Source organism: Moritella yayanosii, from assembly GCF_900465055.1.
Classification (GTDB): Bacteria; Pseudomonadota; Gammaproteobacteria; order Enterobacterales; family Moritellaceae; genus Moritella; species Moritella yayanosii.
Window position 1 is genome coordinate 3,282,429 of the sequence record NZ_LS483250.1, and the last position, 18,538, is coordinate 3,300,966.

Annotated in this window: 18 protein-coding genes; all 18 read left to right on the top strand. The window is 41.2% G+C overall.

All coding sequences use genetic code 11. The annotated features are described in order from the left end of the window. Positions 1–37: 37 nt before the first annotated feature. The 18 genes from pilM (at position 38) to mreD (ending at position 18,531) form a co-directional block, all read left to right on the top strand. Positions 38–931: a pilus assembly protein PilM gene (gene pilM, locus MORIYA_RS15245; protein ID WP_112716472.1), complete on the top strand. Its 894-nt coding sequence runs from the start codon at positions 38–40 to the stop codon at positions 929–931. After that, a complete protein-coding gene (locus MORIYA_RS15250; RefSeq protein WP_112716474.1) occupies positions 931–1,530 on the top strand; it encodes an MSHA biogenesis protein MshI in 600 nt (199 codons plus the stop codon). The genes pilM and MORIYA_RS15250 overlap by 1 nt, the downstream gene beginning before the upstream one ends. Further along, positions 1,527–2,312: a glucose-6-phosphate isomerase gene (locus MORIYA_RS15255; protein WP_112716476.1), complete on the top strand. Its 786-nt coding sequence runs from the start codon at positions 1,527–1,529 to the stop codon at positions 2,310–2,312. Before MORIYA_RS15250 ends, MORIYA_RS15255 begins: the two co-directional genes overlap by 4 nt. Beyond that, the gene (locus MORIYA_RS15260) at positions 2,305–2,649 is read left to right on the top strand and encodes an MSHA biogenesis protein MshK (protein ID WP_112716478.1); all 345 of its coding nucleotides are present in this window, start codon (positions 2,305–2,307) and stop codon (positions 2,647–2,649) included. Before MORIYA_RS15255 ends, MORIYA_RS15260 begins: the two co-directional genes overlap by 8 nt. Before the next feature lie 15 nt (positions 2,650–2,664). Next, on the top strand, positions 2,665–4,263 hold the full coding sequence (mshL, locus tag MORIYA_RS15265; protein ID WP_112716480.1) for a pilus (MSHA type) biogenesis protein MshL: 1,599 nt from the start codon (positions 2,665–2,667) through the stop codon (positions 4,261–4,263). Beyond that, entirely contained in the window at positions 4,263–5,159 is an 897-nt protein-coding gene (locus MORIYA_RS15270; protein ID WP_112716482.1) for an ExeA family protein, read from the top strand. The genes mshL and MORIYA_RS15270 overlap by 1 nt, the downstream gene beginning before the upstream one ends. After that, positions 5,156–6,277, top strand: coding sequence for a tetratricopeptide repeat protein (locus MORIYA_RS15275; RefSeq protein WP_112716484.1), 1,122 nt, complete (start codon positions 5,156–5,158; stop codon positions 6,275–6,277). Before MORIYA_RS15270 ends, MORIYA_RS15275 begins: the two co-directional genes overlap by 4 nt. After that, on the top strand, positions 6,277–8,187 hold the full coding sequence (locus MORIYA_RS15280) for a GspE/PulE family protein (protein ID WP_112716486.1): 1,911 nt from the start codon (positions 6,277–6,279) through the stop codon (positions 8,185–8,187). The genes MORIYA_RS15275 and MORIYA_RS15280 overlap by 1 nt, the downstream gene beginning before the upstream one ends. A gap of 22 nt (positions 8,188–8,209) precedes the next feature. Next, a complete protein-coding gene (locus tag MORIYA_RS15285; protein WP_112716488.1) occupies positions 8,210–9,427 on the top strand; it encodes a type II secretion system F family protein in 1,218 nt (405 codons plus the stop codon). A 264-nt stretch (positions 9,428–9,691) separates the two neighbouring features. Beyond that, positions 9,692–10,165, top strand: coding sequence for a type II secretion system protein (locus MORIYA_RS21635; protein ID WP_112716490.1), 474 nt, complete (start codon positions 9,692–9,694; stop codon positions 10,163–10,165). Positions 10,166–10,419: 254 nt separating this feature from the next. Next, on the top strand, positions 10,420–10,938 hold the full coding sequence (locus MORIYA_RS15295; protein ID WP_112716492.1) for a type II secretion system protein: 519 nt from the start codon (positions 10,420–10,422) through the stop codon (positions 10,936–10,938). Then, positions 10,928–11,485 (top strand): type IV pilus modification PilV family protein, encoded by a 558-nt coding sequence (locus MORIYA_RS15300; RefSeq protein ID WP_112716494.1) that lies wholly within the window; start codon positions 10,928–10,930, stop codon positions 11,483–11,485. The genes MORIYA_RS15295 and MORIYA_RS15300 overlap by 11 nt, the downstream gene beginning before the upstream one ends. Further along, positions 11,485–12,288: a PulJ/GspJ family protein gene (locus MORIYA_RS15305; protein ID WP_112716496.1), complete on the top strand. Its 804-nt coding sequence runs from the start codon at positions 11,485–11,487 to the stop codon at positions 12,286–12,288. The genes MORIYA_RS15300 and MORIYA_RS15305 overlap by 1 nt, the downstream gene beginning before the upstream one ends. After that, complete coding sequence (locus tag MORIYA_RS15310; protein ID WP_112716498.1) at positions 12,278–12,709, top strand: PilX N-terminal domain-containing pilus assembly protein; 432 nt, start codon at positions 12,278–12,280, stop codon at positions 12,707–12,709. Before MORIYA_RS15305 ends, MORIYA_RS15310 begins: the two co-directional genes overlap by 11 nt. Positions 12,710–13,038: 329 nt before the next feature. Beyond that, positions 13,039–15,981: a DUF6701 domain-containing protein gene (locus MORIYA_RS15315; protein WP_162629281.1), complete on the top strand. Its 2,943-nt coding sequence runs from the start codon at positions 13,039–13,041 to the stop codon at positions 15,979–15,981. Positions 15,982–16,081: 100 nt separating this feature from the next. Continuing rightward, entirely contained in the window at positions 16,082–17,122 is a 1,041-nt protein-coding gene (locus MORIYA_RS15320; protein WP_112716502.1) for a rod shape-determining protein, read from the top strand. A gap of 60 nt (positions 17,123–17,182) precedes the next feature. After that, positions 17,183–18,052 (top strand): rod shape-determining protein MreC, encoded by an 870-nt coding sequence (gene mreC / locus MORIYA_RS15325; RefSeq protein ID WP_112716504.1) that lies wholly within the window; start codon positions 17,183–17,185, stop codon positions 18,050–18,052. Beyond that, positions 18,049–18,531: a rod shape-determining protein MreD gene (gene mreD / locus MORIYA_RS15330; protein WP_112716506.1), complete on the top strand. Its 483-nt coding sequence runs from the start codon at positions 18,049–18,051 to the stop codon at positions 18,529–18,531. Before mreC ends, mreD begins: the two co-directional genes overlap by 4 nt. The last annotated feature ends 7 nt before the right edge of the window (positions 18,532–18,538 follow it).

The window sequence follows — 18,538 nt, forward strand, 5'->3', positions numbered from 1 at the left end:
AATTAAGTATTCATTATATTTAGGTGCAATAGAGTTTATGCGTATACCCTGGTTGAAAAATCGTCATACACAAGCAAAACTGGGTGTTTTTATTGCTAAACAGCGCGTTGATATTTGTGCCTTGTCAGCGGGTAATGAGGCTATTGCAGTACTTGACTCAAGTGCGTTTAATGATGTTTCAGAACTGATTAATACCCTGAGCAAGCTGATTTCAAAACATAATCTGCAGGCTGCAACTTGCCATGTGGTGCTGTCGAATCAACTGTATCAGTTATTGCAAATTGATAAGCCAAATGTGCCAGATGATGAAGTGTCCAGTACATTACCCTTCATTGCTAAAGAATTCATTAATGAAGCAATTGATACAGTTGTCTTTGATTATTTTTCGGTTCCGAATCAAAATAAAATTAATCTCGTTTATTGTCCGAAAAATTTGGTTGAATTAATTATTACGGCAATCCAGCAAGCAAAACTCGAACTGGTGACTATCGGTATTGAGGAATTAGCGACAGCCAATCTATTTAATACCAGTGCTAATGATGATCGAAAAAGTACCCAAATGTTAATTGCTCAGCAGGATCACCAAGAAATTAATTTGACGATTATTCATGATAATCAGCTGTATTTCTCACGACGCTTACGTGGTTTTTCGCGATTACGTGATTTACAGGAAGATCAACTTGATACCGCGCTATTAGATAACTTTAGTTTAGAAATTCAACGCTCAGCTGATTTTGTTGTGAGTCAATTAAAGTTACCTGAAGTAAAAGAAATTAACTTAGCTTTGCCGAGTGCGATTTTAGCACCGCTAATTGCCCGCCTTCAACTTAACTTTACCATTCCGGTGACGCCGTTAAAGCATGCGTTTATTGCTGAGAATGTCGATACTGGATTTTTACCTGCCATTGGCGGCGCGTTGGAACAACTGTGATGAAAACTCGCGTAAATTTATATACGCAGGCGTTTAGGCCAAAGAAAGAGCGTCTTACCTTAACGCTGGCGATTGTTGCTATTGTCAGTTCTATACTGCTGATGCTGACATTGACCATACTGTCTGAAAATGAAAATAGCTTGCTAACGCACAAAGTGGCACTTGCGAAAAAAGCAGTGAGTGAGTTAGCAGATGAAGTCGACGTATTATCTGCTAAGGTTGCGCGTCATGTGCAAAATCCAGCGTTAGATCAACAATTAGCATTATTGAATACCCGCTTACAATACCGTGATGAGTTACTTGTGCAACTGTCTGAATTGGCACAGGTACAAACCAGTGGTTTTGCTATCTTGATGTCTGATCTGGCAGCACAGCGAGATAAAGATATTCGCATCACTCAAATTCGTGTAGCGGGTGAGAATATGACATTGACTGGTCTGGCTCGGAATCATGATGCGATACCACGCTGGATTGGTAAATTTTCGGCCGCTGAATCGTTGCAAGGGCGAGAGTTTAGCCGGTTAAATATTAGCCGTAATGAGGACGACATTATCGTGTTTACCTTGACGAATCAGGTGATCACGGAGGCCAGTAAATGATGAAGCAACATTGGCTTACGATGAATGATAAATTCAGACAATTATCGATGCGTGAACGTATCCTTATTGTCGTGTCATTAGTCGCATCGATTATTTATGTTATTGATAGTTTTGTGCTGGCACCAAGCTATACCCGTAATAAACAGCTAACATCGCAATTGTCGTCTTTAGACCAACAGCAACGCCAGCATGATTTTACACTCGCTGAGTTACAGCATGTACTGGCGACCGACCCGAATAAAGTGATAAAATTGCGTATTTCACGTGCCGAAAATGCGCTTAATAAAGCCAATGGTAAATTAACGGATCTGACTGCAGATTTAATCAATTCAAATCAAATGGCTTTGGTGCTTGGTGATGTATTAAGTCGAGCAAAACAGGTGAAGTTGATCGCCATTGAATCATTACCGGTAACGATAATCACGGGTAAGAGTAATAAGCGGGCATTAGCAAAAGAGCAGGGTAAAGCTAAACCAAAATTGGCGAGTCGCAAAGACAAAGATCTCAATGTGGATGACATGACCAACCCGCCAGCGCTGACCAGTAATATTGATACCATGCTCGACTCGAGCGGTGCTGAAGTATTGCTTTATCGTCATGGTTTACGCATTACGATGACTGGCACATTTTTTGACATTCAAGCCTACCTCGATTCAATTGAGCAATTACCTAAGAAATTTTATTGGCAAGTATTTGATTATCAAATGCAAGAATATCCAATCGCCGAAGTGGTAATGGAAATCTATACCTTGAGTATCAATAAGGAGTTTATTCGTGGTTAAACGACTACTGCCTATATTCATACTATTAAGCTTAAGCATTGCGCAAGCCGGTCAAGGTGTGATTAATGGTCATGTACTTGATGATCCAACCGGTCCTTGGGGGGGGGCAGATCCCGTTGTGCGCAGTCAAAATAAAACAAAGGTTCAGATCCCCCGCTTACAGGCTATTTTTGTGCGAGATAATAGCCATATCGCCATCATGAACGATAACGAAGTCGCTGCTGGCAGCTGGATATCGGGCTTTCAGGTACGTCGCATTACCGACGATTTTGTGTATTTTATACGTAACGATAAAGAATTTAGATTGTCATTATTCGGCAGCGAAATTAAACATTAAGGCTCAGATTTAATTATGAACAAGTGGTATCTTGCAATTATTTTAGGGGCGTTTTTAACGGGTTGCGAAACAACGCGTAGTTCGCTTGAGCCTGTGGAGATCAAAGCATTTCTTCAAGCAGAACTAGATCGAGCTGATGCAGAACAACAAGCTTGGACTGTCCCTGATGATGTGAGTGCTGAATTGTTACCAGAATTCGATGGTCATGACGCGTTAAACCGTCCGGTCATTGAGCCGCGTATGGATATTTCGGCTAAGTCAGTCTCAGCGCGTCAATTCTTTGGTTCGTTATTAAAAGGCACTAAATATAATTTAACCGTTAGTCCCGATGTTTCGGGTCGAGTCACGGTAGTGCTCAATGATGTGACGATTGCGGAAACCATGGATGCGGTTGCTGATATGTATGGCTATGATATTAAGCGTCAAGGTAATACCTACCGTGTTAATGGTGCCGGCGTTCGCACCGAAATTATCCCAATGAATTATTTATTGATGAAGCGTAATGGGTTATCAAATAGCTCGATTAGCTCGGGTTATCTCACCGATAATAATTCGTCGAGCAATTATTCTGATGATGACCGTTCATCAAACTCGTCATCAAGCAGTACCGGAACCGAAATTTCAACGCGAACTGATACCGACTATTGGGCGGAATTAGAGCATACTTTATTAGCGTTAACCGCGAATCAAAAAGAGACCCAGGTGATCATCAGCCCACAGGCTGGTTTAGTGACAGTACAGGGTTATCCAAAAGATATTCGTAAGATCAAAGATTTTCTGGCTAAAGCTGAGCAGAATTTACAACGTCAAGTCTTGCTTGAAGTGAAAATCATGGAAGTGACATTAAATGACGGTTATAAGCAAGGTATTGATTGGAACGTCAATAATAGCAACGTCGCAACAGATACATCGTTCAATTTTAGTATTAGTGATATTACTGATCTCGCGTCTGGTGCCAGCGTATTAACACTGGCAGGCAATGATTTTAGTGCGGCGATTAATTTGTTAAAAACCCAAGGTGATGTCAACGTCCTCTCTAGTCCACGGATCACAGCGCTGAATAATCAAAAGGCGGTAATTAAAGTCGGCAGTGATGAATACTTTGTGACGGGTTATAGCAGTACCAGATCACTATCATCAGACGATGATTCTATTGAGCAAAATGTTGTGTTAACTCCATTTTTCTCTGGTATCGCGCTCGATGTTACACCGCAAATTGATAGCGATGGCGGGGTATTATTACACGTTCATCCGTCGATTATCGAGGTCACTGACTCAAGTAAGATTGTTGCTGGTATTGAGTTACCGTTGGCGAAAAGTGAAGTGCGTGAAACTGATACTGTGGTAAAAGCAAAAAGTGGTGAAATTATTGTGATTGGCGGTTTGATGAGAACTGCGAAGAAAGACCTCGTGGCTAAAATTCCATTTTTAGGCGATATTCCTTGGTTAGGGGAACTCTTTACCAGTCGTTCTCAGTCGATACAAAAAACAGAATTGATTATTTTAATTAAACCGATTGTGGTTGATCAAAATACCTGGCGTATTGAACTAGAGCGCTCGGCTGAATTACTCGAGCAATGGTATCCAACTGAATTAACACATGAGCAAGAGTAATGTATAAAGCGCATTTTGGTTTGACCGAAGTACCGTTCGGTCTGACCCCCAACACGCAATTTTACCATCCGTTAGTGCCCCATTTTGAAGCGCTGCAAGTATTGACGACCGCGCTTGCTGCTGGCGAAGGTTTTATTAAAGTAACGGGTGAGGTAGGGACGGGTAAAACACTCATTTGCCGAAAATTGCTGAATGAGCTTGGCGACAATTATGTCATCGCTTATTTACCTAATCCGTATTTAACGCCAAATGAAATACGGGCGGCGATTGCCAGTGAATTAGGTATTGATGCAAGTTTAGATCAGCACCAATTAACCGAAGCCTTAAATCATCGTTTAATTGCATTATCAGCAGAGGATAAACAAGTCGTGCTGTTAATTGACGAAGCGCAGGTGTTGCCACATGAAACATTGGAGGCTTTGCGTTTAATTAGTAATTTAGAGACTGAAAGCAAAAAATTGCTGCAAGTAGTGTTATTTGGTCAGCCGGAATTAGACACGCGTTTGCAGCAAGACAATTTACGTCAGTTACGTCAGCGTATTACTTTCTCTTACCAACTACGTCCTTTACTCGCCAATGAAACTTCGAGCTATGTTGAACATCGGTTAACGGTCTCGGGTTATCGAGGTGCGCCGTTGTTTGAAGCCAAAGCATTGCGATTATTACATCAGGCTAGTGGTGGTATTCCACGTTTAATCAATATATTGGCGAACAAATGCTTAATGTTAAGTTATGGCGAAAATGTGCGGAATATTAATACCAAGTTAGTTAAACTCGCGATACAAGATACAGAGAGTGCCATTCAGCCACGTAATCTCCGGTTACCGATAATGGTGGCTATTTTAGTGATTGAAATTATTGTAGTCATTTGGTGGTTTGGAGAATCAATACTGTGAGTGTGATTAATCAAATGCTGCAAGGCCTAGAGAAAGGCCCGCAGCAGACTGATGCTGAACCGAGTTGTGCGGTGATGGTTGCTGCGCCAAAAAGTAAAAATAAACTCGTCATCGTATTACTCTCTTCAATTGTTATTTTTGCTGCGTTAGCGGGCTATTTGTTTGTACAACAACAAAGTCGTGCAACAACAGTGAGTGTGCAACACCATAGTGTCGTGCCAGCTGTAAGCCGCGACAATAATACCCAAGTTAATGAGCCGCTTATCGTGACGAAAACCGTGGTGGCTAAATTGACTGTCGAACCAGTAACTGACACTTCGGTAGCAGTGGTAAACAGCACAAATAAAGTCGCTGGCTCAGCAGTAACTAAAATGACCTATGTTAAAAAAATTGCAGTTGCTCGTGTCGAGAAGCTAACGCCGATAACGATTGAAGCTGTCACCGTTACAGCACCGCAAACTGTTGCTAAACACGTTAAGGCGACAACGCCTATTCCTGAGCATATCGAAGACCGTGTATCCATTAAAGCGGTAACGCGAACGTCTCTGCAGCAAGCGCAGTTATATGCTGAACAAGCGGATAGTGCATTACTGGTGGGTGATAAAGAACGGGCTAAGAAACTATTTTATAAGGTATTAGCCTTTGATAAAAAACATAATTTTTCTAGAGAAACATTAGCCGCTATTTTATATGGTGAGCAGCGAACACGATCTGCGGTTAATTTGTTGCAAGAAGGCTTGAGTGTATCGCCTGAGTATACGAATTTCCGGTTAATGTTGGCTCGTATTTATTTAAAAAATAAAAATAAACAACAAGCCTATTATTACCTTAAACCACACCGACCGGAAGTGGCAGGTAATGTTGATTATTACGCGCTCCTCGCTGGCTTGGCACAAAGTCTAGATGATTTGGATAGCGCATTAACGGCTTATAAGACCTTGACCGATCACGAGCCTAACCGTGCCAAATGGTGGTTAGGACTGGGTATTTCCGCAGATAAAGCCAAGCAAGTGACGTTAGCGTTAAACGCTTATCACACGGCACAAAACATGGGGCAGCTATCGGCATCATCACGTAATTATATTAATGCTCGCATTACCCAGTTGGAGAAACAGTAATGGCGCAATTAAAATTAAAACAACGACTGGGTGACTTACTTGTTGGTGAAGGCATCATCAGTGATGAACAGCTTGGTTTAGCGTTAAAAGAACAGCGCAGTAGTGGTCGTAAACTCGGGGCCACGTTAACGCATCTCGGCTTTATTACGGAAGAGCAACTGCTGAATTTTTTATCGCAACAGTTGGATATTCCATTTTTAAATATTGCCACGCTGACTATCGATCCACAAAGCGTGATGAAGTTACCGGAAGTACACGCGCGCCGTCACCGGGCATTAGTGGTAAAAGCCGAACATGATGTACTTACGATTGCGTTAAGTGATCCCGCAGATTTAAGCGCGGTTGAAGCGATATCAAATCTACTATCGGCGTATCAACTTGAATTTGCGATTGTGAGAGAAAGTGAATTATTACCCGCCTATGACCGCTTATACCGTCGCACCAAAGACATTGAAGCGTTTGCGGGGCAGTTAGAAAATGAGCATAGACCAGCGCAAGAATTTGATATTTTTAGAGATGTCGAGGATGCCTCGAGTGAAGCCACCGTGGTTAAATTTCTTAACTCGGTGTTTGAGGATGCGGTGCAAGTGGGCGCCTCGGATATTCATATTGAACCCGATGAAAACGCGCTGCGTATTCGTTTACGTGTTGATGGCGTGCTGCAAGAAAGTGTCTTGAATGAAGTGGCTATCGTACCCGCGTTGGTATTACGGTTAAAATTAATGGCCGGTTTAGATATTTCTGAAAAACGTTTACCGCAAGATGGCCGCTTTAACTTAAAGATACGTAATCAATCGATTGATATACGTATGTCGACTATGCCGGTGCAATACGGTGAATCTGTGGTCATGCGATTACTGAATCAAGATTCCGGTATTTTCCAGTTAGAAAGTACCGGGATGCCTGCCGACTTGATAAAACGCTTACGTGGTTTGATCCGCCGTCCTCATGGCATGGTATTGGTAACTGGGCCGACCGGTAGTGGCAAAACTACCACCTTATATGCTGCCTTGAGTGAGTTAAACGAACCGGGTAAAAAGATTATTACCGTGGAAGACCCAGTGGAATACCGTTTACCGCGGATCAGTCAAGTGCAGGTAAATCCTAAGATTGGTTTAGACTTTGCGCATATTCTGCGTGCTTGTTTACGTCAGGATCCGGATATTTTATTAGTCGGAGAAATGCGTGACCAGGAAACTGTCGAAATTGGTTTACGTGGTGCATTAACGGGTCACATGGTGTTATCGACACTGCATACTAACGACGCGATCACGTGTGCATTACGGTTAATGGATATGGGCGCTCCGGGTTATTTAATTGGTGCGGCATTACGGGCGGTTGTTGCTCAGCGTTTAGTGCGCAAATTATGTAACCAATGTAAAAGCAACCATGCGCTGACCAGCAGTGAACTTTATTGTTTAGAAAAAATGGCCAAAGCGCCGTTAGTTGATGAACAGTTTTATCGTAGCGTTGGTTGTCAAAGTTGTAATTACAGCGGCTACCGTGGTCGTATTGGCGTATTTGAGTTATTGGAAATTAATGATGCGATGGGGGATGCATTACGACGTGAATCGGTGGCTGAATTTGAGGTCGAAGCACGTAAGAGTAAACATTATCGTCCATTAATCTTGTCAGCGCTGGATTTTGCCAAGCAAGGCTTGACCTCTATTGAGGAAGTATTAAAACTGGCAGATGAAGTGACCCTTGATGATCATGACAGCGAGAGTGACATCAGCACGGATAGCCATCATTCAGCCACTGTTAGTGTGAGTGAACCCGCTGTTTCTAATACCTTGGGAGCCAATATTGCCGCCAATGTCAGGGAGTTAGATAACGTCGATAATGTTGATATTGAAAATATGTTACGTTTGGTCAACGCGGTTAGAGCGCTGGACCGCAGTGGTCAGTAAACAGGACGATGAAGGTTAGCCAATGCCACATTTTACGTATAAAGGCCGCGATAGCCAAGGCAATGCTGTTTCTGGTAAACAAGAAGCGCAGAACCAAGATGCATTAGTACAATCGTTAATGGCTAAAGGTATTACCCCTACTGACATTAAAGTGGCGAGCCGCAGTGGTAACAACATTGATCTTAGTCAGTTGCTGACACCGAAGATCCCGTTGGCCGAGTTAGTTATTTTTGCTCGGCAGATGTACTCACTGACGCGAGCCGGTATTCCGATGATCCGTGCGATCAAAGGTTTATCAGAATCGAGTTCACATGCGAAGCTTAAAGACGTGCTTAATGATGTGGTTGTGCGCTTAAACAGTGGTAATACACTATCGGCATCCATGGCTGCACACCCGCATGTATTTGCCTCTATTTTTGTTTCCATTGTGCGCGTGGGTGAGAATACCGGTCGTTTAGATGATTCATTTTTACAAATCGCCAATTATTTAGAATTAGAAATGGATACTCGACGTCGTATTGCCAGTGCTGTGCGTTATCCTATTTTTGTATTAATCGCTATTTCAGGCGCGATGGTGATCTTGAATATTTTTGTTATTCCGACGTTTGCTAATATGTTTAATAAGTTTGGTGTTGAACTTCCGTGGGCAACACGGACATTATTAGCCTCATCGGCTTTTTTTGTGAATTATTGGCATCTGATTATTATTGCGGTGATTGCCGCTGTTATTGGGTTTAAATATTATATTCAAACTGATAAAGGCAAATTACGTTGGGGGCTGTTCACTATTCGCATTCCCATTATTGGTCCGGTGATTGAAAAAACCTTGTTATCTCGTTTTGCACGCAGCTTTTCGTTGATGCTCAGGGGCGGTGTCCCCCTGAATAACAGTTTGTCACTGGTGGCATCAACCGTGAATAATGCTTGGATGGAAGTGCGTATTTTAGGTATGCGAGCAGGTATTGAAGAAGGTAAAAGTCTGACTATAACGGCGAGTGAAAGTGGTATGTTTACCCCGCTTATTTTACAAATGATCTCGGTGGGTGATGAAACAGGTCAAGTGGATGATTTGTTATTAGAAGCGGCCCAGTTTTATGAACGCGAAGTGGATTATGAATTACAATCGCTGACCGCGAAGATCGAACCGATACTGATCTGCATTGTTGCTGTGATGGTATTGATTTTAGCACTGGGTATTTTTGTGCCGATGTGGGATATGATGGGAGTGGTTCAAGGTTAAGGTTAACCTTGAACCACCACTATGGTATTAACTAATGGCTTATGGTGCATCATATTCTTTATTGTTTCGGCAGCTGCAATTTAGGGTTTTATAGGTAGGCAGGATATTGTGATGAAGCCAAATTAATGAAAAAAAACTAGTGTAAATGTCTATTTTTTGGCATAGTATGAAAAATATACTAAGACGTGCATAAATGTAAATTAGGTGGATGTACTACCGATTATATGTTCATGTAATTTATACTAAAATGTTTTTGGAGCTAAAATGAAAAGAAATGCAGGTTTTACACTAATCGAATTAGTGATCGTAATTATTGTACTAGGTATCTTAGCTGCAACGGCAGTGCCGAAATTTATTAATCTTCAAGATGATGCTAAAGAATCTACACTTAAAGGTGTTGAAGCTGCATTACATAGTGCGGCAAATATTGTTTACTCTAAAGCGGCTATTAATGGTGAAGAGGCTAAGCTAGCTTCGACTTCAGCTGCAAATGGTACTGGTGTTGCCACTGTATATGGTTTCCCTGCTGCGACAGATGTTAAAAATTCAATTGAGTTAAGTGGTTTTAAATCAAAAGCTGGAACTCCAACTAATTCAACTCAATTTTATCTAGAAAACGGTGCTTCTTCTGGTAATTGTACAATTCTTTATACGCAAGCTACATCAACTGCTTCTGGTACAGGTTACAAAATTGGCTTTGGTGATACTGGTGTTCTAAGTACTCCTACGTGTGGTTAATTAGATAAACTAGATTTTATTTATAAAAGGCTTACTTCGGTAAGCCTTTTTATTTTCAGCAACTAGTTGATTAATACATCTTTTATTAATGTATAATGTATAATATTATCAATTATCAATTATCAATTATCAATTATCAATTATCAATTATCAATTATCAATTATCAATTATCAATATTCAATATTCAGTATGGGAATGGGAATGGGTTAATAAATAGCATCCACAATCATTAAGGGAGCAGGTACGAGAGCATATGTTTAAAAAATCTGGCTTTACGCTCATTGAACTGGTTATCGTTATTATCCTTTTAGGCATTCTTGCCGCGACCGCGATCCCGAAATTTATTGGTAATAATGGTTTTGAAACTCAGACCTACCGTGACCAATTACTGCAATTATTAAAAACCGTACAACAACAGGCGATGAGTTGTGATGATGATTGCCGTAAAAATAATGGTGAGCCCCGTACTGCTAACCCTTATGCTTGTAATCGCGTCGTCATCATAACTGAGCGATTTGGTATTCCAACAAATTGTGGCACACGTTTACCCACTAATTTTCCTGCTAATCAATTAGGCATGAGTGTTACAGAAGCAAATAGTGCGAATGTCAATTTTTCAGTGAGTGGCACTGCAAACATAAGTACCACAACGCTTGAGTTTGATTCATGGGGTATTGTTAAGAACTGCACATTAGGCTGTGATATCAGCATCATCGGCGATCAAACATTAACAATCCGCATTGAATCTCAAGGTTACATCCATGAACAATAAACAACGTGGTTTCACCTTAATCGAAATTGTGGTTGGTATTGTGGTACTGGCAATAGCGTTGACGATTGTGACTGGCGTGTTTTTACCGCAAGCCAATAAAATGACTACGCCTATGTATCAGATAAAAGCCACAGCGTTAGGTAAGAGCATTATGAACCAAGTACTGATTCGTTATTATGATGATGTAAATGCACGGACTAACGGTGCTATCCGTTGTGGCCAAGTCATTTTCGGTGGCGTGGCTGTTCCATGTGGCGCTAGCTTAGGGTTAGATGTTGGTGAGACTAAAGCTAGCCCGGATGGCTTTAATGACGTTGATGATTACCATATTTATTGTGATGACCAAACGGGTTATGATCCCAAAGTGGCGTTAGGCTTTTTCACTAATGAGTATCCAGGTTATGGCGTTAGAATTTGTGCCTCGTTGGCAGCAGATAAGTTTGGTGGTAATAGAGGTGAAAACCATGTCGCAAAACGGATCCGAGTTACAGTATTCATGCCGAACAATGAAACCATAACGCTGACTTCATTTAAGGGGAACTACTGATGCCTAAAATGAGTAGGTATAAACAGTCAGGTTTTACTCTCGTCGAGCTGGTTATGGTGATTATATTATTAGGTGTTATTGGCACTTTTAGTAGCCGTTTTATTAGTGATAACGTGATTCTTTATCAAACCTCGGTGAATCAGAATGAACGTTTAAATGACGCCCGCTTTGTGTTAAATCGAATGAGCAAAGAGCTAGATTCTGCGATTGCATTTAGTGTGGTTGTTAATGCTGATGGCAGTTGTATGAGCTTTGTGCCTTTTACGGCAGCAGGGCAATATCTTGGCAGTGTAAGTGGACAATCCGACGTGTCGTTAATTATGGATAAGGAAACCAGAGACCTAGCAGATCCGAACAGTAATGATTTTGCAGGTCAGTACATAAGCATACTCACCACTGACGTCAACGAGTTTTATTCAATATCAGCACCGAGTACGCTTGCTGAAATCACCTTGTATGAAGCGGTATCAGGTGCAAACCCTACTCAAGCGGATGTAACGCTTTCATCGGATCTAACTCGAGATTCTGCTGTTTCACGCTATTTTATTGCTGAAAATAAAGTGCAATATTGTTTAACGCAAGTAAGTGGTGTTATGCGCTTGTCACGTCGCGAGGCTTCATTAGATAGCCTTTTTGGTACATCGGTGTTAATGGTTGATAACCTCACTACTGATAGCAGTATGTCATTAACGGGTGCTACGCAATTTAGCAATGCTATGTTGGCGTTAAGCTTCGGATTTTTACTGCGTGATGGCAGTAATATTAAATTTGAACATCAGGTAGTAATGACCAATGTCCCGTAATCATAGCGCGAGCCGCTATCAGCAACAACAAGGCAGTATGTTGGTCATTGCGATATTTATCATCGTTGTTATTTCGTTATTAGCCGCGTCATTAAGTCGTATTTTGAGTTCGACTGCGGACAGTGTGGCCAATGAAGTGTATAGCGCGAAAGCTTATTATGCTGCAGATAGTGGTATGGAATTTGGGATTTATAAGGTATTAAGTAACGGTTTAGTATGTGCTGCGTTTCCTGAGGATGACCTTATTACAGGTTTTGATATGAGTGATGAAGTTGGACTAGAAAATTGTGATGTTGAGATTCGTTGTCAAACTATTAACTTACCGGATAACAGTAAGCAATATTATTTAATTTCTATCGGTACATGCGATGGTGGGAAAATAGTGGCACAACATAAAGTTGAAGCGGAAGTTAAGTTATGATGTTGAATATAAAAATATTGCCCTCTTACTTGGGTGCTGTATTGTGCATTTTAATATTTTCATTAAGTGTTAGCATAACGGTTCAAGCTGATATTTTATTAAAAGGTAGTATGAAAATAGGCGATAATGATACTCTTCGTATTCACCCTACCTATTTATTATCAGCAAAAAACTCTCATGCCAATTCTAATTTGCAGAATCCTCAAGCATTTAATCCAATCAATTTCCATCTTTCTAAAGACATTAATTTAACTCAAATTCAGTTACAAAATGCAGCTTCAATTAATGCATCATTATATTTTGTAATTTGGAATAGTAATGGAGGAGTCATGGTTAATACACGTTCCTCCTATTCATTATATTCAGATAGTCAATTCTTTAATGCTAATTTACCTGCGGGGAATTATCAAATCGTCGTTATTGGGCAATGCTTAAAGCAGAAGTGGGGTAGTTGGCAACCACAAGGCTGGAAGAATAATTGTAGCGGTAATAAACATGATTATGATGATTTTTATTTTACCAATATTAAGTTAATCACACGGCAAACTACAAACAGTATTACCTTTTTACAACGCCGTCACATAGGTGATTCTAATGAAAATCGAAATAATGGTTATGGCGGTCGTTGGTATCCAGATAAGCATGGAGGTGATGACGTCAAATATGAATTTACGCCGCCACGTCGCACCAATTTAAAATCGATCACACTCTATAATTATCGAGACCTTATTCCCAACAGTGATTATGTCAAGCTTACCTTCTCTGGTAATAACTTTAGCAAGCAAACGACCTATATGAATACGGATTTTAGCTCGGGTAACTTTGTCTGGCGATTAAATAAAACGTTATTACCGGGCGTGGAATATGAATTGGAAATTGAAGTCGAGGATGATGACGATGCAGATGACATCTCTTGGGATGATATCGTTATCAAGTTTGGTTCTGATACACCTCCGTCAGATGTTATTAACCACTACCGATTAACGTATAGTGATCGCGCATTAACCTGCGAGCCTGCGGTTGTCACCATCGAGGCTTGTACCAATAACTTCCAGCCGGGGTCGGCTTGTAATCAATCCTCTGATTCGACAAGTGTCACTTTAGTCGGTACTGCAAAGGTTGGTACTGGTTATATCTCTAAGCCAAGTGGCAATTTTACTGGCTCAACCGATATTAACTTAGGTTATTTACAAGAAAATGATTTAACCCTGTCATTAACAGGTACTAATAAGCCGTATAAATGTAATGGTACGAGTAACTGCGATATTAACTTTGCTGATACCGGTTTTTTCTTTAGTTATGATAATGCCGATGGTAGCGACGATATTGCTAACCAAGTTGCGGGTGTTAACTTTTCTAAACCAATAAAACTAGATGCTTTTTATAATAAAAAAGGCCAATGTAAAAACATCTTTAAAAATAATGACGTCATCCCAGTGAAACTTGGTGTTCAATGCCAAGAGCCAAATAGTTGCTCGCCTTTAAACTTCGTCGCTAATACAGTGAATCTGGGTAAAAATAGCGGTGATGAAGAAAGCCATTACAGTGCGGTTAATTTAACATTTAGTAACCATGCCGCCCAGATTGATCCTGTGCAATATCAAGATGCTGGTAAAATAAATTTAATTGCCAGTTATACCATTAACGACAATAGAAATGATCTCGATGGGTTAACAATCAAAGGGCAAAGTAATCAATTTGCTGTGAGACCCTATCAATTTAAAATTAAAGCCACGCGTAATGAAGGCGTTAATGGCGAGACATGGGCGGATTTAACTGCGCGATCTAATCATGCGTTTAAGTATACCCATAAAGCCGGAGATATCTTTACGTTTAAGATCCAAGCGCTGAATGCAAATAAAAACGAAGACGTTATTACGCTCAATTATGTCCCTAACTCAAATGATAACTTACGTATCAAGTTAACCCGGTCTATGCCTAGTTCGGGCTCGTTTGAGGGGCAATTTAGTTATGCGACGAATAAGACGCTATTAACCTCAACCTGGGCAACGTGGGTTGCAATGCCTGATTTGCCAACCTTTGATAAAGGGGTTTATCGCTTTGTTGACTCGACTTATAGTGAAGTTGGTGCCATTCAGATCAATGTGAAAGACAACGATTACTATGGTATGCAATTTTCTGTCGATGATAACTTTTCGGCTAACTCTAACGGTTCTAAGATAGGTCGTTTTATTCCATCGCATTTCGAATTAGTGTCATCGACAGTGGATAATTATATTGGCACTAACCGCAATATCGCAACAGATTATGATTATGTATTCCCCCAAAGCTTAGCGAGTTATGTTGCAGGAACGACTGTTTTACAGCCTAAAGATAGTAAAGTTTATGAGTGTCGAAAACCGCCAAACAATGGTTTTTGTGTCCAGTGGAGTGAAGGTTCAAATCAATTTGAACCGGGTGTTGGCAGTGATTGGCAAATGGCGTGGACTTTACGCATGTCACCAGACACGGGGGCTGTATTCACTTACATGGATCAACCCGAGCTATCATTTGACTATCGACTCGAAGCGCGGAATAGCGCTGGTTTAGTGACAAAAAATTATGATGGTGATGATAAAGCGACAGTTATCTTTATCGCCAATGCTGATGGACGCGATTTATCATCCCGCTTACAAAATTATGGCGGCGCTTGGGATGACGGTGTTTATCAACCTGGGGCGTGGGAAGTTAATATGCTTGATAGCGGTTATTTTTCTCGATATGTAACAGGCCTGGAAGATGGTCCTATGCTAAATACCCTTTTTGGTATTAGTATTACGGATGAGGATAGCGTTGTTCTCAATGATTTAGATATTCCAGCGGTGCAAGCAACGGCACGTATGTTATCGATAAAAACCAGCGAATTACGTTATGGCCGTTGGACGGTTGCTGATGGATACGGTCCAATATCGAATGATTTGGCCACTACTATGCAACTTGAATATTTTGACGGAACAAACTTTATTCCTCACAGTGATGATACTAAAACGGACTTCGATTCTGTAAATTCGCACCTAACCGACATTTCTTTAGGCGGCGTACTACCTGCGCTTTCAGGAAGTGGAAGTTTTACCAATGGTGTCACCCAGGGATTAATCATTGCAGCGCCGAATCGAAGCGGTGAAGTACAACTTGATTATAACGTTGATGATTGGTTTAAATATAAGTGGGAAGAGAGTCATACTGGATTTGACCAATCACCATCTGCGAACATAGTATTTGGCTTTTTCCGCGGCAATGATCGGGTTATTTACCGCAGGCGATTAAATTAATGTTTGTCGGTCATAAAGTCTGATAAACTTGCCTCATTCTTTGCGCATTGGTAAAGTTAACCGATCCTGCCACATTTTACAAATAGGAATGCCCATAACCATGTTTAAGAAGTTAAGAGGCCTATTCTCTAGCGATTTATCAATCGACTTGGGAACCGCAAACACACTCATTTATGTTAAAGGTCAAGGTATTGTACTTGACGAGCCTTCTGTTGTTGCCATCCGCCAAGAGCGTGGATCAAATAAGAGTGTTGCGGCAGTAGGAACGGCTGCGAAGCAAATGCTGGGTCGTACGCCCGCTAATATAGCCGCTATTCGCCCAATGAAAGATGGTGTGATTGCTGACTTTTACGTGACTGAAAAAATGTTACAACACTTTATTAAACAAGTGCATGAAAATAAATTTTTCCGTCCAAGCCCACGTGTTCTGGTGTGTGTGCCTTGTGGTTCAACACAAGTTGAACGTCGTGCTATTCGTGAATCTGCACAAGGTGCAGGCGCACGTGAAGTATTTTTGATTGATGAGCCGATGGCAGCAGCAATCGGTGCTGGTCTACCTGTTTCTGAAGCAACCGGTTCTATGGTTGTTGATATAGGCGGTGGTACCACAGAGGTGGCGATCATCTCACTTAACGGTGTGGTTTATTCTTCATCGGTACGCATTGGCGGTGATAAACTTGATGAAGCCATCATCAGCTACGTGCGTCGTAATTATGGTAGCCTGATTGGTGAAGCCACCGCTGAACGTATTAAGAAAGAGATAGGCTCTGCTTATCCACTTGATGAAGTCATTGAAATTGAAGTGCGTGGCCGTAACCTTGCCGAAGGTGTACCGCGTAGCTTTATTTTAAACAGCACTGAAATTTTAGAAGCGCTGCAAGAGCCGTTATCGGGCGTTGTTAGTGCGGTAATGACAGCGTTAGAACAAACCCCTCCAGAGTTAGCCTCTGATATCGCTGAACGAGGCATGGTGCTAACGGGTGGTGGTGCATTAATCCGTGGTATTGATCGTTTATTACTTGAAGAAACGGGTATCCCAGTGGTTATCGCTGAAGATCCTCTCACCTGTGTGGCTCGTGGTGGTGGTACAGCATTAGAAATGATTGATATGCACGGTGGTGATCTGTTTACTTACGATTAAGCCCCTGATTAAATAATCCTGTAGGATGGCGGACGCGCCATCCTTTGAGAATACCATCTAATGAAACCTATTTTTACTACTTCTACATCTTTACAACTGCGCCTGTTCCTTGCGGTTATCGCCTCTTTCTCATTGATTATTTTTGATTCAAAATTTGATTCATTTTCAAATGTGCGACTTTATTTAAATACCGCGGTATCACCGTTAATTTATGCCGCAAATATCCCCAGTGAAATGCTCAAAGGTGTATCAAATACTGTTGTCAGCCGCCGAGATTTAAGAAAAAAAGTGGCAGAACAAAAAGACAAACTATTCATTCAGCAAGTCCAGTTGTTGGAATTTAAGCACCTAAAACAAGAAAACAAACGGCTACGGGCGTTACTTAATTCACCTGTTCACTCTGATCAGCGTAAGTTAGTGGCTGAAATTATGACCGTTAATACCGATCCGTTGTCACTGCAAGTGGTGATTAATAAAGGGGCGTCAGATGGACTATATATTGGTCAACCAGTATTAAATGAACAAGGTGTGGTGGGGCAAATCGTCGATGTGGCTGCCACATACAGTAGAATATTATTAATTGCTGATATTACCCATGGTATTCCAGTGCGAGTACAACGTAATGATATTCGAGCGATTGCGAATGGTAGCGGGGAATTAAACAGCCTAAACCTACCTTATGTGCCACACAGTACCGATATGCAAGTGGGTGATGTATTAGTGACCTCAGGCCTAGGTGGCGTGTTTCCCGAAGGTTATCCCGTTGCAACAATCTCGGCCTTTACTTATCAGACGGGTCAACCCTATGCGCAAGTCGAAGCAAAACCAGCGGTCGAATTGGAGCGGATCCGTTACGTTCTATTAACTTGGGATGAAGGCAATATGTCAAATAACAACGCTGAACAGAGTGACAAGGTGGAGGTATTATGACATATTCGAACGGTCGTTTTAAAATAATCCTGACCTTAATCATCGCGTTATTACTCACTGCACTACCTGTGCCTGAGCCTTTAAATCATTTCCGCCCTGATTGGCTGTTATTGGTATTGGGTTATTGGTGTATGGCTTTGCCGTATCGCGTGAGTATTGGTTATGCTTGGATCTCAGGATTGGTGCTAGATCTGTTATTAGGTGCGCCACTCGGTATCCATTCCTTGGCGCTGTCGATAGTCATTTATATTATGGTGATGAATCATCGTTTGATCCGGAATCTATCATTATGGCAACAAGCATTAGTTGTTGGGTTTTTAGCAGGCTTAAATAAACTGGTGGTATTTTGGGCCGAAAAATTACTTTTCGATATTTCAATAACACCCATGTACTTATGGTCAATCCTAACCACAATGTTAATATGGCCATGGATATTCTTGATTTTACGTAAAATCCGCCGTCAGTTTGCTATTAGTTAGTGGGCAT